Consider the following 16,735-nt stretch of genomic DNA (forward strand, 5'->3'; position numbering starts at 1 on the left):
AAGTACCTGGCTTAAAAACTTTTCAGTTGTCGGTTGTCAGTTGTCAGTTGTCAGTTGTCCGTCGTTAGTTGTTAGTTGTCATTAGTCATCAGTCATCAGTCATTAGTCATTAGTTAACTGTCATTAGTCATTAGTTAACTGTCAACTGTTAACTGTCAACTGTCAACTGTCAACTATCAACTGTCAACTATCAACTGTCAACTGTCAACTGTCAACTGTCAACTGTCAACTGTCAACTGTCAACTGTCAACTGTCAACTATTTTTGTGCATTACCAGCGTGCAAACCACACTCTTTCATCGTCGATTCTTCCCACCACCAACGACCTTCACGCTCGTGTTGGTTGGGCAATACTGGTTTCGTACAAGGTTCGCAACCAATGCTGACAAAACCGCGTTCGTGCAACTTATTGTAAGGCACTTCTAAGGCGCGAATGTACTCCCAAACTTCGGCAGAAGACCAGTTGGCTAAAGGGTTGAATTTAATTAATTCATGGTCTGGAGTTGAGAAAGCACCGTCAGCTTCAATTACCGGAATACCGTTGCGGGTACTGGGACTTTGGTCTTTGCGCTGACCGGTAATCCAAGCATCGAGCGTATTCAATTTGCGGCGCAGTGGCTTGACTTTCCGCACGCCGCAGCATTCTTTGTGACCGTCTTCGTAAAAACTAAACAATCCCTTTTCTTCTACTAGGGCTTGTACTTCTGCTGCATCGGGAAACATTACCTCTAATTTAATCCCGTAATGTTTTCTGACTGCATCTAAAAACTGATAGGTTTCTGAGTGCAACCGTCCGGTGTCTAGGGTGAAAACGCGGAAGTTCTTAGTAATTTTTGATGCCATGTCGATCAGAACTACATCTTCGGCACCGCTGAAAGAAATTGAGATATTGTCAAAATTGTCTAGGGCAAATTTGAGAATTTCTCGCGGTGTTTTTTGACTGTATTCTGCTTCGAGGGCGGCAATGTTGAGATTTTTCTGGATGGCAACCATGTTTTCGCGCGATCGGTGTTCTTTTTTCTAACCCTCGATTATAGCCGATCGCAGTATCTTTCTTACCGATGAATCAGAGTTGGTTCCAAGACGCATCCACAGCTTGAACACAGCAGCCGTGGAGAGGAAAAAACTTGAGACTTGACAGCGCTCTTGTCCCCAGCATCCCTCGCTAAAATTTTTAGCCGTGCAAGTCTCAGACGATCGAATGAATGCGGGGAGAAAAATCAGGGTAAAACCACGCTCAAACATTTGATGTCATCTCATCTGTTCTGTGCGCTTAAGTTTAGTTATTCTGAATCAGACTCAGGTTTTTTCAAATATATGCGTTCCATATCCCGCGTGTTTAAGTATAACGCAACTTTATTTAATTGCAGTTTAGCCGCAATATCTTTAAGGATGCCTTTAATGAGCTGACTTTTGCTGACAACGCCCACATTATAAAACAGCCGATCGAGAGTTAGCGATCGCCCCACATAATCTGTTTTCATGACTATAAATCCTGCCTTAGTTGCAATCTTTTCTAGCGTGTTGGTCGTAAAAAAGTAAATATGTCCGTCGCAACTGAGACTTCTTTCTCTTTTACCCAATAATTTGAATACCAATGTATCGTATCGCGGGGTTTCCATCACGAATGTCCCACCGGGTTTCAATATCCGGTAAACTTCTCTCAACGTACTGTAAGGATCGGATACGTGTTCGATCACGTGCATCATCAATACAGCATCTGCCGATCGATCGGCGATTCCAGCTTTTTCTAGTATGGTAGGGATGATTTTAATGCCAAACTCAGATTCTGCATATCTGCACATACCCACATTGGGTTCGAGCCCAACTACATTCCAGCCATCTTGCTTAAAGTAGTTCAACAAATACCCCAAGCCGCTGCCCACTTCAACTAACGTACCTCTTTCGGGATAATGTTCCCGCAGAAAATTCCTGGTTATTTCATAATCTTTTACTTGCAGTGCTTCTTTTTCAAGCCTCTGCGAATCTTGGTTGACTATTGCAGATAATACAAAGTCTGGATCGTAGTTTTCTATTAGCACATTGTCTACTTCTTTGACTCTGGGGTTAGCATACATCAAGCCACAGAATTTACAATTGACAATTTGATTGGCTTGGGCTACTCCCGGCTCAAATTTAACAGTATATTCATTACTACCGCACAAATTGCACGCAACGTATGTCATAGCTTTGAAACTCCTACTTGATTTAGCCGAATTGGGTATTTGTTAGCAGACTAACCTACGCGCACCTAGGTTGTGCCGCAACTTAATATTATTTAACTTTTACCAGTTCATTTGCCTGGTGGAGCTTCGAGCAAATCTGTGAGTATGCGGTTTGATTAAAGTCTTTTTTGGTCAAAAATATCATGGCATTGCTAGTTTGGCAGCAGTCAAATGGCTGTTTTCATCTTTGCCTCGCCCGCCTCAGGCATATTTTTTGACGCCAATCTACTTAATTCAGCCTTTTTTTATGTTTAATAAATGCAGGTTCGTAGTGAGGACTTTAGTCCGCATCAATAATTTTTGCGGACTAAAGTCCTCACTACAAACTGATTGCTACAAATTTTCCATTTCTTTCTGCCATTTTTTCAACAAAACTTCCCGCTCTTTTTGTTCCTGAGGTTCCGGCATTCTCAAGCCATTTCTAGCATCATATTTGCCGTAATACTGCGACATTCCCTGAAAAGATGTAGTCCCCTCATTGGGCACGATTTTTTTCTGTTTCAGCCACTTTTCGCAAGAACTTTGCCACATAAAAACGCGATCGTGCACTTCACCACCCAATTTTCTGATGCGCTTCACAGACAGTTCTTTTTTGACAAACAACAGCCGATCGCTCTCTTTACTGCGCTTAATCAAGCGAATTTCGGCGCGGCTACCCCGAAAAAGCTCGATCGCACAATAGCCCTCCAACTGAAAAATGCAAACCTCAGTTACTTCGCTGCCGTCTTCGGGTAAGATATCCACATCAAACTGTAACTGGTAGCCGATCGCACTCACAGACGACTGCGGCAACAGCAAGCGCACTCGTTGAAGGCGATCGCTATAATTTGCCCAAAAATCCCGGCGTTCCTCCAACTGCTTAATTTCCGCATCAGACAGCCGCAGCATCCGCGCCACCAAATCAACCGTTTTCTGGAAATAACTGTAACTGAGCGCCCCAATCCATCGATTCAGGGACTCTTTCGCAGCATCCGAAAGTAATCGCAATTTCGGATAATATTCGTCTCGCACCCACTCAACCAATTTCGGCCGTTGATTTTTCAGAATATCACTGGAAATTTTCACTAACAACTCTTCAACTGCTGCAAGTTGCGGTGCAGGCGACATTTCCTTCAAGCACCTCAGCAGCCATTCTACGCCCGACAAATCGGAAACTTGATTTTTGGCAAAAATTCCCGCCAGGTGTGGTGGAGCGCGATCGACTACAGGAATGCTGGCAGGTAACTGAGCTTTTGCTAACAGTTCTCCAGGAGTTTTTAGGTATTGCCAACTCAATTTTGCTAGCTCATAATCAGAGTTGTCGCGAGTCAGGATTTTAATGATTTGTACTGGTAGAGCATCAGTACCCGCCGCCGTGCTGGCAAAGTCGGCAAAGCACTCTACCAAAGAGCGATCGAGTACGGAAACATTACTGTTTTCTGCATTTTCTAACTGGTGGCTGTGATAGAGAGCCAAACGCCACAGCAACTGCTGTTTCAGGCGGACATTGTTTTGAGCTACCAGCCAAATAGCTTGGGATATTTCTCTGGCGCGATCGGGGTTTTTGATGTCCCATTTAGCTTTAGCCCAGAGGCAATAAGTCCATTCTAGAGCAGTAATGCTGTCAGCTCGATCGCCCTCAATATCTGCTATAATTTCTGCCAGCCCTCGCAGCAAGGTTTTCACTTTGGGAACTTTTGGCTGGGTTTTTTGTGCAAAGTTTCCGGCATTTTTGATTTTTTCTGGCAGCCGCTGGGTGGGGTTTGGCGGCAGTTGAATCTCGCGAAACTGAATGCTCATATAGCAGTTGACAGCTTGCGCTGAGCGAAGTCGAAGAGTTGACAGTTGCATAAGGGGAATCAAACCATTGATGCAGTACGGGTATCGGCTCTATTCATCAAGTTATTTATGTCCTCACCGATGTGGCGGTTTCTATAATTGAAAAACCCGGTTTTTTGCGATCGCCCGCGAGTTAGTCGGATGATTGTAGTATTTTACACAATTTTCGATATTTAGGGAAGGTGGAACTGCCAAAAATCGCTCCGCTGGGGGTGAGTGATTCTCTCTTTCGGCAGAAGTCAACTCACTTTGTCATTGCCCTAGCAGTCATGTCAACTCAAAAGCCAAGCAAAAAAGTGCGATCGCCTGACATTCCAATCTCCCTCTCAGGTAGCATAGACTTAATTTGTAAACTGTTATTAAATCTAATTGTACGCGACAAGAACTTAGAAGTTAACAAAAATTGGTAACACTACCTCAACCACCCTATATCGCGTAGCAAGCACATTTTACTGCATATAAAATTAGAAGGTTTGTGATGAGAATTGCCCAAATTGCCCCCCTATTCGAGCGAGTTCCGCCCCCAGCTTACGGAGGAATTGAACTGGTGGTCAGCCTCTTGACTGAGGAATTAGTCAGAAGGGGACATGAAGTCACCTTATTCGCCTCCGGCGACTCAATTACTTCTGCTACTTTAGAATCAGTTCACCCTAGAGCGTTGCGTCTCGATTCCACCGTGAAAGAATACGGCATTTACGATATGATGCAACTGAGCAAACTATATGAAAAAGCCGGAGAATTTGATATCATTCACTCTCACGTAGGCTGTGCGGCTTTATCTTACTCGCGCTTAGTAAAAACGCCCACAGTTCACACCATGCACGGCATTTTTACACCAGATAACGAGAAGATGTTTAGCTTGGCACGCACTCAGCCTTATGTAAGTATTTCTAATTCTCAGCGGGAAGATAGATTAAACCTCAATTGCGTCGCCACAGTTTACAACGGCATCGATCCGGCAACCTACGAATTTCACCCGCAGCCCGACAATCCTCCTTATTTAGCTTTTCTGGGTCGGATTTCGCCGGAAAAAGGAGCGCATTTAGCTATAGAAATTGCTAAGGCTTCCGGCTGGCATCTAAAGATGGCAGGTAAAGTCGATATGGTCGATCGCGAATATTTCGAGCAAGAAATCAAGCCGCACATCGACGGCAAACAAATAGAATATTTAGGCGAAGCCAACCACGCCCAGAAAAGCGTGCTGATGGGCGGCGCAGTCGCGACATTATTCCCCATTACTTGGCGCGAACCTTTCGGGTTAGTGATGATTGAGTCGATGGTAACGGGAACGCCCGTAATTGCCATGAAATTAGGCTCAACTCCAGAAGTAATTGTTCAGGGAAAAACTGGTTTTCTATGCGAAACTGTGGCAGAATGTATCGCCGCCATCGAACCCTCCCGAGAACTCGATCGCAGCGCTTGCCGCCAACACGCGATCGATCGCTTCAGCGTTAAAACAATGGTTGACGGCTATGAAGCAGTTTACCGAGAAATTTTAAAAGATCGCTTTTCCCAAAACGGTCACGCGCATCATGGGACAGAATTAGAAGTATCGAGCAGATAGCTGCGCGAGGACAAATTAAACGCAACGCGGGTTTACTTATCCAAAATTTAGTTACAACATTCAATCAGCCGGGTTATCTTATGGAAATGCCCGGTTTTTACCTGATTTTTATTGTGTTTTTAGTTGTGGAAAAATCAGAATCGAACTCTCAGAAGAAGATTCTCAACAGTAGGAGGAAGAAGGACACGGCACTGCCATGTCCCTAATGTATTTCAGAGGATTAGATAATATTGCAAAAGTTTTTTTAATTAATTTTTTGGGACGGGCTAGAAGCCCATCCCACAATAAAAAATGTGGGATGGATGGGCTTCTAGCCCGTCCTAGCTATCTTTGGGACGGGCTAGAAGCCCATCCCACAATAAAAAAATGTGGGATGGGCTTCTAGCCCGTCCTAGCTATCTTTGGGACGGGCTAGAAGCCCATCCCACAATAAAAAAATGTGGGATGGGCTTCTAGCCCGTCCTAGCTATCTTGCTAATAATTATCTTAAAAACTGCTAGATTAGTTGGTCGATATTATGCTGATTTTTTACCAATCGCTGCACTTTTTTGTGCTGCTTTAAGAAAAGTTAAATTTATTTGATGAATCTAACATTTTGGTAGCAGGAGGCAAAAAAAAATGCTAGGATTCAAAGAGTGAAGCATTACATCAGGGCGCTTCATATCAAAAATTAAGGTCAAAAAGACAAGAGTCAAAAGCTCAAGAAAATTAAACTTTTGAAAGCTGGGAATCCACTTTTAGTAACAATGACCGATACAACAACATATGAACTAGAAGGACAAACATTTGCAGCCGCAGCAGAGGCACCTGTAACCGAGTGGCCTTGCGCGATCGCCGATCGACCTCAACCAACACTCACCCTCAAAGACGACGATTTATTCCTAATTACCGACACCCTCGGTAACATCTCAGGTTGCTTGGAAGACGACAGCGTGGCCAGCCTCGGATTGTTTTGCCACGACACGCGCTTTCTCAGCCGCCTAGAATTGCAAATAGAAGGGCGATCGCCAATTTTGCTCAGCAGCAACGCCGAAAAAGGCTACCTGCAAACAGTTTTGTGCTCGAACCCCCGCATTGACGATCGCATCCCAGCAGAAACCATCGGCATCAGGCGAGAAATGGTACTCAACGGCGGTTTGTTTGAAGACATAGAAATCACCAACTTCACCACAAAAGCAGTCAGCTTTGAAATAAGTCTCAGCTTCAACTCAGATTTCTTAGACTTATTTGAAGTGCGGGGTTACGGGCGCGAAAAACGCGGCACGCTCCTGCGCCTGATGCCCAAAAAAACCGACGGCTTGTCCGCAACTGAAGCAGAAAAACCAGCTTTGATCGCCAGTACCAACGGTAATAACGACGGTGAAAATTTGGCAGTAGAAAACCCAAATGCCGCAATTCCAGCACAACTCGCGATCGACGGACTTTCAATCGGGCAATATCCTGCCTGCCAGCTCCAGGAAAGTTTAACCCTTGCCTACAAAGGTTTAGACGGCTCGGTGATGGAATCTCAGATCGATTTTTACAACCAACCGCCAGCACTTTTTCAAGGCAACACAGCAGTGTGGCGCATCTCCCTAGAATCCCACGAAGCCATCAAACTGGGCTATCGGCTGAAAATGCTGATCGATCGCAAATCCATCTCCAAAGTCACCACTCCCGTCAACCTAATTCAAGCCAAAGCAGCAGAACTTTTAGAAGAGCGAGAATGGCTGAGTCAAATCACCAGAATCAACTCGGACAAAAGCACATTTAACCGACTCCTAAAACGCGCCGAACAAGACATTTATTCCCTGCGGCAAACCTTTGGTAAAGGTAAAGCAATTTCCGCCGGAGTTCCCTGGTTTTCAACCTTATTCGGCCGCGACTCCATCATCGCCGCTGCTCAAATCTTAATTCTAGATCCAACTTTAGCCAGAGAAACCCTGACAACTTTAGCTCACTACCAAGGCAAAAATGACGACGATTGGCGCGACGAAGAACCGGGCAAAATATTGCACGAAATTCGTATGGGAGAAATGGCTCGCTGTCAGGAAATTCCCCACACTCCCTATTACGGAACTGTCGATGCAACGCCACTGTGGTTGATGCTGTACGCTGAATATTACGCCTGGACTTACGACAACCAAACTTTGGATTTTTTGTGGCCAAATGCCTTGGCAGCGATGGAATGGATCGATCGCAAATGCGCCGCCACAGGCTACCTCAGCTATTACCAAAAATCCAAGCGCGGCTTAGCAAATCAAGGCTGGAAAGACTCGGGAGATTGCATCGTCAACCGCTCCGGCATCATGGCAGAAGGAGCGATCGCCCTGTGCGAAGTTCAAGCCTACGTTTACGCTGCCAAAACCAGGCTCGCAGGGATTGCCCGCATCAAGAAACGCATCGATTTAGTCGATCGCTGGGAAGAAGAAGCAAGAGACCTAAAAACCCGATTTAACCGCGATTTTTGGCTCGAAGATTTAGGTTATTGCGCCCTAGCATTAGACGGCGAAGGCAAACCCGCAGACAGCATTTCATCAAATCCCGGACACTGTTTGCACCTCGGCATTTTGTCCGATGAAAAAGCTCAAAGCGTAGCAGAAAGATTGCAAGCTCCAGATATGTTTAGCGGTTGGGGAATTCGCACCCTGTCCTCAAAATCTCCCGCCTACAATCCCATCGGCTACCACACAGGCTCCGTCTGGCCCCACGACAACGCTTTGACAGCCATGGGATTGCGATCGATCGGCCGCGTCGAACAAGCCCTAGAAGTAGCTCAAGGCTTATTTGACATGACATTGCTGCAACCCTACGAACGTCCCCCCGAACTTTTTTGCGGCTACGAGCGCAACAGCGAGAGCGATCGCCCCGTGCAGTATCCTGTAGCTTGCTCGCCCCAAGCTTGGGCAACCGGGAGCATTTTTCAACTCTTGCAAATGATGTTAAATTTAGTTCCCAATGCCCCGGAAAACCAACTGCGAATTATCGATCCTGCACTGCCAGAATCGATTAACAAACTGTCGCTAAATAACTTAAGAATCGGCTCGACTTTGCTCGATTTGGAATTTGAGCGCTCTGGTTCATCAACCGCTTGTCGGGTGATGAAAAAGCGCGGTAATCTGCGAGTAATTATCGAAGCTTAAATCTGGGTAATTGAGAATTGAAAATCCCCAATTCTCAATTATTTTTGTGAAAAAGACGGAAGTCACAGATATACAAATAGCTGCTTTTTACTTCTCGAATTCATCTAATTTATTGCTGATTCCTTATTCCTTCTTACTTCTTCATTCTTCCCTTGGGCACTGTGACCGGTTATATTGTATTTAGAACTGCATTAATTTGTTCGCTGGTGGGCTGCCGTCAAATAGCCGAGAGCGCCAGCTTCTGAATCAAGATTGTCCGCAGTCAACAACACCAAGGAAGTGTGGAATTATGTCAAAAATTTTAGTAGTGGACGACGTTCCTAGCGAACTCGAAATCATCTGTCGCATTCTGCAAGATGCCGGAATGCGGGTGATCCGGGCTGGCGACGGCGAAGAAGCGATCGCCCTGATCCGAGAAATGCCCCCGGATCTCGTGGTTTTAGACGTAGTGATGCCGCGAATGAACGGATTTGAAGTGATCAGAGAATTGCGGGGCGATCGCGCAACGGCACACTTGCCAGTAGTATTTTGTACTCATAAAAACACCGATATCGATAAAGCTTGGGGAACCGATTTAGGCGCCGACGCTTACGTCAGCAAACCCTTTGAACCTCAGCAACTCGTCAACATCGTCCAGCGCCTGCTTTCGGCGTAAACACAATATAAAGTGTTGAGTAGCTTTCATAGAAAACATTACTTTAGAGAAACCCTGTTTTTTAAACAAACTGGGTTTCAGAATCTCCTAAAGATTTTGCTTTTAATCGCAATCTCGACTTGGTGATTTGCTCAACCCGCGATTTATTTATTTAACCGCAGTTGCTAACAAGAATGCAACTTTAGTGAAGATCCCCAACGCGGTAGTTATGAGTAATTCCATCATGCCGTTAATTACCTTAAATAAACAAGGTGAACCAATCTTATTCTGTGTTCCCAGCGGACAGGATTTAATTCCCTATTTTTAGACACAGAATTTTCAATTGTATAGGTTAATAATTTGAGGCAAAAATAAAATTACTAGCGATCGACTTTCGTGGCAAAGCAAAATCCGAATTTGTAAGATACACTAGAAACAAAAAATCTGCCATGAAAACAACTGCTCCACCCGCAGCGGGGACTCACACAAGTGGAACACAGCAATTTCTCCTTTTCGGTCAAGGAGGAAGTCTCTTTGGCGTAGAGCTAGAAGCAGTGCGGGAAGTCCTTTCCCTCAAGGAACAACCGATTTCCCCGGTTCCCAACACCCTACCATTTTTGCTGGGACTAACCAACTTGCGGGGCGAAATCCTAGCAGCAGCAGACTTCGGACGGTTTGCAGGTATTGAGCCGGTTGACACTCACCACCCAAGCAGCCGCATCTTAGTGGTGGAAGCGCCCGATCCGCGAGATGTGAGATTGTCGAGAATGCGGATGGGATTGGCCGTCTCCCGCGTCGAAGGAGTTTTGTCTCTGAATCCCGATCGCACTGTCTCAGCAGTAGATGTCAGCCCCGAGTTAGCTCCTTTTTTAAAAGGTTTGTACAATTCCGAGGAACGCTTGCTCATGATCGTCGATGTCGAAGCGATCGCCCATTCGGAACGCTGGTAATTAAACAGTTGACAGTTGACAGTTGACAGTTGACAGTTGACAGTTGACAGTTGAGAACAGTTGACAGTTGACAGTTGACAGTTGACAGCGAAGTCTTTAGACAGTTGACAATTTATAAAGGAAGAATAGGGAGTAAATCTAAAATCTAAAATCTAAAATAGAGCCATTGCCCCCATTTAATTTACCAATTCTTAATTTTATGATGAAACTTCTTTATAGCTTGCTCGCAACAACATTCACCCTGACATTGCCCGACTTCTCCGCCTCGCTGGTAGCCGGGGTTGCTAATTGCATCATTTGTTTCTGTTACTTTGCGATCGCCTCGCTGATCAGCTTAGGTTTGTGGCGAAACCGTCAATTCGGCTTCGACATCTTCGCTACAGTCACAGCATTCATATTTTGGAGCTGCGCTTTCGGACACACCGGGCACGCAGCCGAATATCTGGGACTGCCACACTCCCCGGTAGCACAAACTGTGTCCGATTGGATAACTGTGATTCCGGCGATCGCCTTTTTGAGTTTGTCCAACCGCTACGAGTTCTTAGTAGGTTCCACCCAAATTTTGACCTCCAAAAAAGAAACAGAACAAGCACTCAGCGAAACTACCCAGCGATTTCAGGCAATCTTCGACCAAGCTTTTCAACTAATCGCGTTATTGGAGCCAGACGGTACTCTGCTCGAAGCCAATCAGACAGCCCTAGAATTGGGGGATTTGGCAGCCTCCGAAGCGATCGGGATGAAATTTTGGCACACACCTTGGTGGGCATCATCCTCAACCAACCAGCAGCGACTCAAAACCAACATCAAACAAGTCTCGACAGGCCAATTTGTGCGGGAAGAATACGAAATTACCGATTTCAACAACCAGGTGAGAGTAATTGACGTGTCATTTAAGCCCTTGTTAAATGAAACTGGAGAAGTATTTCAAATCCTCGCCGAAGGTCGCGACATTACAGCGCGCAAACAGATAGAATCGCAATTGCAGCAGCTAACCGCAGAACTAGAGCAGCGGGTCGATGAAAGAACCCAGCAGATTCAAGAAACCAACGCACTATTGCAAGAGGAAATTCGCGATCGCACTGCAATCCAAGAGCGATTAAAAGCCTCAGAACAATTCTTAAACAATATCCTCAACGCCATCCCAGACCCGATTTACGTCAAAGACGAACAGCACCGCTGGCTAGCATTAAACGATGCCTTCTGTCAATACATAGGTCACAGTAGATCGGAACTAATAGGCAAAGCTTACCGCGACTTCTTGCCAAAAGAACAAGCAGACATATATGAAGAAAAAAATAAATTAGTTTTCTTGGCAAACACCAGCATCGAAACCCAAGAAACTATCACGAACTTGACAGGAAATACCCGCTTTCTATCGGTGAAAAAATCTACGTTTGTAGACGCATCCGGCAGCAAAGTCCTCGTTTGCGCGATTCGAGAAATCACCAAGCGCGTGGAAATGGAAGAACAACTGCGGCAGATACTCGCAGCAGCAGAAAGCTCTCAAAATTTGCTGCGTACAGTCATTGACGCCACCCCGGACTTGATCTTCGTCAAAGATTGCAACTTCCGCTACACCCTAGTCAATGCAGGTTTCGCCGCCGCCTTCGGCAAAACTCAAGCAGAAATGCTAGGCAAAGACGACGTAGAACTCAACGTACCCGCAGAGCAAATATTCGGCAACCTCGATACCCAAACTGATCCTCAAAGACAAGTTCAAGGCTGGCGCGCTGACGACACAGCCGTACTCGGCGGTCAGGAACTCCATAACCCGAACGATATTGCCACCTTAGCAGACGGCAAAGTACACGTCTTCGACACCCAAAAATTGCCCCTCAAAGACGCAGAAGGCAAGATTCTAGGCGTTCTCGGCTTCGCGCGCGACATCACAGAACGACGCGAATCCGAACAAGAACTATTGCGCCTCAAAGCAATCCTAGAAACCACAACCGACTGGGTAGGTATGAGTGACTCACAACAGCACACCATCTATCTCAACCGCGCCGCCAGAGAAATCTTGAGAGTTAGCGAGGACTCAGATTTAGCAGACATCAGCATTTCCGACGTGACATCGCCCCAAAGTATGGACATTCTGATGCAAGTCGGCATCCCCGCAGCCTGTCGGGATGGAGTGTGGAGCGGCGAGACGATTTGGCAGACTTTAGACGGCGAAGAAATACCAGTTTCTCAAGTAATTATTGCCCACAAATCTCAGAACGGAGAAGTTGAATTTATCTCAACGATCGCCCGCAACATCACTGAACGCAAGCGCACCGAACAAATCTTGGAGCAGAACTTACAAATGCTCGACCTCGCCAGCGATGCCTTGATTGTTCGGGATATTGACGGCACGATTAATTATTGGAACCAAGGCGCCGAGAGAATGTACGGCTTCACGAAACAAGAAGCTTTGGGTCAACTCACCCATAATCTATTTCACACCATCTTCCCCCAGCCTTTAGAAATAATATCGGCACAGTTAGCAGAGCGGGATTATTGGGAAGGAGAAGTGATTCATACCACTAATTACCACACCAAAATTACCGTATTCAGTCGCTGGAATTTGCAGCGAGACGAACAGGGCAAACCCAAAGCAATTTTGGAAACTAATAACGATATTACAGAGCGCAAGCTTGCCGAAATCGAGAACCAAAGATTAATTGCGATAGTCGAAAACAGCTCGGATTTTATTGGCTTAGGAACAATGGAGGGACTGTTAACATACCTGAATCCTGCTGGAATGAAGCTAGTCGGAATTCAAAACCTTGAAGAACTCACAACCAAAACTATATTGAAATCCTTCTCGCAGGAAGACGCGACAATACTCACAGAAGAGATTATGCCTGCTACCATGCGAGATGGCTTGTGGCAGGGCGAATTCCGGTTGAAAAACTTTCAAACCGGCGAAAATATTCCCGTAGACTTTACCCTATTTACTCTCAAAGACCCAGAAACAGGCGAGCCTATTGGTTTAGCGACTGTGACGCGCGACATTCGCGATCGCAAACAAGCCGAAGAGATGCTGCGCGATCGCGAAAGACTACTCCAAGCCATTTTTGACCAATCCTTCCAATTTATAGGTTTGCTGACACCCGACGGCACGATGTTGGAAGCCAACCAAACAGCCCTCTCCGCGGCTGGCGTGCCACTCGAACAGGTAATAGGCAAGCCCTTTTGGGAAACCCCGTGGTGGCAGATTTCTCCTGAAGTCAAGCAACAGGTACGGGAATCTGTGGCCAAAGCCGCCGCCGGCGAGGTAGTCCGCTACGAAGCCGACGTGCTAGTTGTCGGCGGTGTAGTAATAACCATTGACTTCTCCCTCAAACCCATCAAAGACGAGAGTGGCCAAGTCGTGCTGTTAATTCCAGAAGGCCGTGATCTTAGCGATCGCAAAGCTCTAGAACGAGAACTCGCTGTACGTCAAGCTCGCTTTGATGCCTTTTTCGCTGCCGCACCGGCGGGAATGTTTATCACCGACGAGCAACTGCGGTTCGTGCAGTTCAACGAAAAATTAGCCGAATTGGGAGGTCAACCGGCTTCGGCATACATTGGCAAAACCCTATGGGAAGTTGAACCGGAAATGGCACCGACTCTTGGCCCCCTTTACCAGCAGGTTTTTAGTACCAACGAACCGATTTTAAACCTCGAACTCTCCCACGGCACCACCGCGCAGCCTGATGTGGTGCGGGATTGGCTGTCTTCTTACTTTCCGTTGCCGGGAGAGGACGGCAAACCGATCGGTATTGGTGCTTTCATTCTGGAAGTAACCGATCGCAAAGTCTTAGAACGAGAATTAGTTTTGCGTCAATCCCGCTTTGACGCATTTTTCGCCGCCGCCCCGGCTTCGATGTTTATTTTTGACGACCAATTGCGGTTTGTGCAAGCAAACGAGAAATTAGCCGAAACCACAGGCCCCTCAGTTGCCGAACACCTCGGCAAGACGGTGAGAGAAGTTATACCGGATATGGTTGATACTCTACAGCCGATTTTGGAGGGCGTTCTGGCAAACAACCAACCGCTTTTAAACATCGAAGTTTCAGGCACAACCGTCAATCAACCGGGCGCGATCCGAGATTGGCTGGCTTCTTACTTTCCTTTGCCGGGAGTTGATGGCAAACCGATGGGTGTCGGCGGTGTGGCGATCGAAATTACCGATCGCAAAAAAGCCGAAGCAGAGCGCGATCGGTTTTTCACCCTCTCCCTCGACTTGCTGTGCATCGCCGATTTTCAAGGCAAATTCAAGCGCCTCAATCCCGCTTGGGCAAAAACCCTCGGCTACACAGTAGAGGAACTGCAAGACCAATCTTTTATCGATTTTGTCCATGCCGAAGACCTGGAAAAAACCTTAGCAGAAACAGCAAAAATCACCGCCGGCGTCGAAACAATATCTTTTGAAAATCGCTACCGCTGCAAAGACGGTTCCTACAAATGGCTGTCCTGGAAATCGCGACCGCTAATCGAAGAAAAGATCATGTATGCAGTCGCGCGCGACATTACCGAAAGCAAACAAAGAATTAGTCAACTGCAAGAAACAACAGCTCAATTAGCAACTTCGGAAGACGAATTTAGACGGCAAAGCAATCTCTTGCAATTATTAATAGACAACATAGGTGACGGCGTGATTGCTGCTGACGAAAATGGGAATGTTGTGTTGTTCAACCCCGCCGCTGAAACTATCATTGGCTTGGGTTCGACAGATACTCCCCCTGGCGAATGGCCAGGAAAATACGGCTTATTTTTGCCAGATCAAGTCACTCCCTATCCTCCCGCAGACATCCCTTTAGCCCGCACGATTCGAGGAGAATCAGTACACGAAGTAGAAGTGTTCACCCGCCACGCAGGCAAGCCAGAGGGGCTGTGGCTAAAAGTTAATGGCAAACCACTTAAAGACGAAACGGGGGAGATTAAAGGCGGTGTAGTCGTTTGCCGCAACGTCAGCCAGGAAAGAGCATCGCAGCAACAGATGCAGCAGTTGGCCGAGGCACAGGAACGCTTGCTGCAAGAACTCAAAACGCGGCAAAATGCCCTCGATGAAGCTGCGATCGTCAGCGAAACAGATATCAAAGGCACGATCACCTACGTCAATGAAAGATTTAGTGAAATATCCGGTTACAGCATGGGAGAACTGTTGCACCGCGACCACCGCATTGTCAATTCCGGCTACCATCCCAAAGCATTTTTTGCCGAAATGTGGCTGACAATTTCTCGCGGCTTGGTGTGGAAAGGGGAAGTTAAAAATCGGCGCAAAGATGGCTCGTTTTATTGGGTAGATTCCACGATCGCCCCCATCTTCGATACTAACGGTACAATAGTCAAATATATCGCCATCCGCTTTGACATCACCGAGCGCAAAGAGGCAGAAGAAGGACTGGAAAAATTAGCAGCCGAACGCAAAGCAGAAGCGGATTCGATGACGCAGCAAGTTCTCAAAATGTTGGGAGAAATTAAAGGCGCGGCTCAAGGCGATTTGACAGTTAGGGCGGAAGTAACTAACGATGTTTTAGGTGCTGTCGCCGACTCGTTTAACTTCTTAATCGGTTCTCTGCGGAAGGTGGTAACGGGGATTCAAACTTTAGCCGAACAGGTAACTTCTGCCACCGGCGAGTCAATTAACAATACCAGCGAACTCACCCAACAGGCGGAAGTTCAAGCCACAAAAATATCTGCGATCATGCGGGAAATCGAGCGGATCGTGAATTCGATCCGCGACGTGCGAGATGTTTCGGTGCGCGCCGAAACCGTCGCCCAGCAGTCTTCTCACACCGCTGAAGCTGGAGGGCTGGCGGTCGATCGCGCTGTCGAAGGCATTAACGAGCTCCGATTGACGATCGCCTCTACCTCAAAAATGATGAAGCGTTTGGGCGAATCTTCGCAACAAATCGGCAAAATTGTCACTTCGATTTCTCAACTTGCCTCGCAAACCAATTTGTTAGCTCTCAATGCTACGATTGAAGCAGCCAGAGCCGGCGAACAAGGTTTGGGTTTTGCGGTTGTCGCCGAAGAAGTGCGGAAACTCGCAGAGCGATCGGCAGGCGCGACGGAGGAAATCTCGGAAATTGTCGGTACAATCCAAGAAGAAATCAGCCGCGTCATGAAGGCAATGGAATCGGGGACGCTAGAGGTAGTGGAAGGCACTAAGCTAGCCAGCGAAGCTAAAACTCACCTGAATGCGATTATCGAAGTTAGTCGAGAAATGAATGCTTTGGTGCAGAATATTACTCGCGCTTCGGCAAAACAAACTGTTTCCGCTGAGGAAATTTCTAACAGTATGCAGCAAGTTAACGAGATTGCGAATACAACTGCACAAAAAGGTTCGGATGTTAAAGCATCGCTTGATGATTTATCGGGTTCTGTCAGCAAATTGCAAAAGTCGGTAGCGAATTTCCGCAGCTAGTTATTAGGTTTGTAGTGAGGACTTTAGTC

At 46.6% G+C, this 16,735-nt stretch carries 8 protein-coding genes; 5 read left to right on the forward strand and 3 right to left on the reverse strand.

Annotation, left to right across the window (positions count from 1 at the left end):
• Positions 1-257: 257 nt before the first annotated feature.
• The 3 genes from QZW47_RS13605 to QZW47_RS13615 all read right to left on the reverse strand — a co-directional run bounded on the left by QZW47_RS13605 (position 258) and on the right by QZW47_RS13615 (position 4,003).
• Positions 258-992, reverse strand: coding sequence for a phosphoadenylyl-sulfate reductase (locus QZW47_RS13605; RefSeq protein ID WP_293127978.1), 735 nt, complete (start codon positions 990-992; stop codon positions 258-260).
• A 290-nt stretch (positions 993-1,282) separates the two neighbouring features.
• Positions 1,283-2,185: a class I SAM-dependent methyltransferase gene (locus QZW47_RS13610; RefSeq protein WP_293127979.1), complete on the reverse strand. Its 903-nt coding sequence runs from the start codon at positions 2,183-2,185 to the stop codon at positions 1,283-1,285.
• Positions 2,186-2,557: 372 nt separating this feature from the next.
• Entirely contained in the window at positions 2,558-4,003 is a 1,446-nt protein-coding gene (locus QZW47_RS13615) for an EH signature domain-containing protein (RefSeq protein ID WP_293127980.1), read from the reverse strand.
• A gap of 517 nt (positions 4,004-4,520) precedes the next feature.
• Between QZW47_RS13615 and QZW47_RS13620 the strand changes: the two genes are divergently transcribed.
• The 5 genes from QZW47_RS13620 to QZW47_RS13640 all read left to right on the forward strand — a co-directional run bounded on the left by QZW47_RS13620 (position 4,521) and on the right by QZW47_RS13640 (position 16,706).
• Positions 4,521-5,606: a glycosyltransferase family 4 protein gene (locus tag QZW47_RS13620; RefSeq protein ID WP_293127981.1), complete on the forward strand. Its 1,086-nt coding sequence runs from the start codon at positions 4,521-4,523 to the stop codon at positions 5,604-5,606.
• 746 nt (positions 5,607-6,352) lie between these two features.
• Complete coding sequence (locus QZW47_RS13625; protein WP_293127982.1) at positions 6,353-8,728, forward strand: amylo-alpha-1,6-glucosidase; 2,376 nt, start codon at positions 6,353-6,355, stop codon at positions 8,726-8,728.
• Positions 8,729-9,017: 289 nt separating this feature from the next.
• Positions 9,018-9,383, forward strand: coding sequence for a response regulator (locus tag QZW47_RS13630; protein WP_293127983.1), 366 nt, complete (start codon positions 9,018-9,020; stop codon positions 9,381-9,383).
• Between the two features lie 428 nt (positions 9,384-9,811).
• Positions 9,812-10,312, forward strand: a complete 501-nt coding sequence (locus QZW47_RS13635) for a chemotaxis protein CheW (RefSeq protein WP_293127984.1) — start codon at positions 9,812-9,814, stop codon at positions 10,310-10,312.
• A 199-nt stretch (positions 10,313-10,511) separates the two neighbouring features.
• The gene (locus QZW47_RS13640) at positions 10,512-16,706 is read left to right on the forward strand and encodes a PAS domain S-box protein (RefSeq protein ID WP_293127985.1); all 6,195 of its coding nucleotides are present in this window, start codon (positions 10,512-10,514) and stop codon (positions 16,704-16,706) included.
• Positions 16,707-16,735: the final 29 nt, after the last annotated feature.

The organism is Microcoleus sp. bin38.metabat.b11b12b14.051 (assembly GCF_013299165.1).
GTDB lineage: Bacteria > Cyanobacteriota > Cyanobacteriia > Cyanobacteriales > Microcoleaceae > Microcoleus.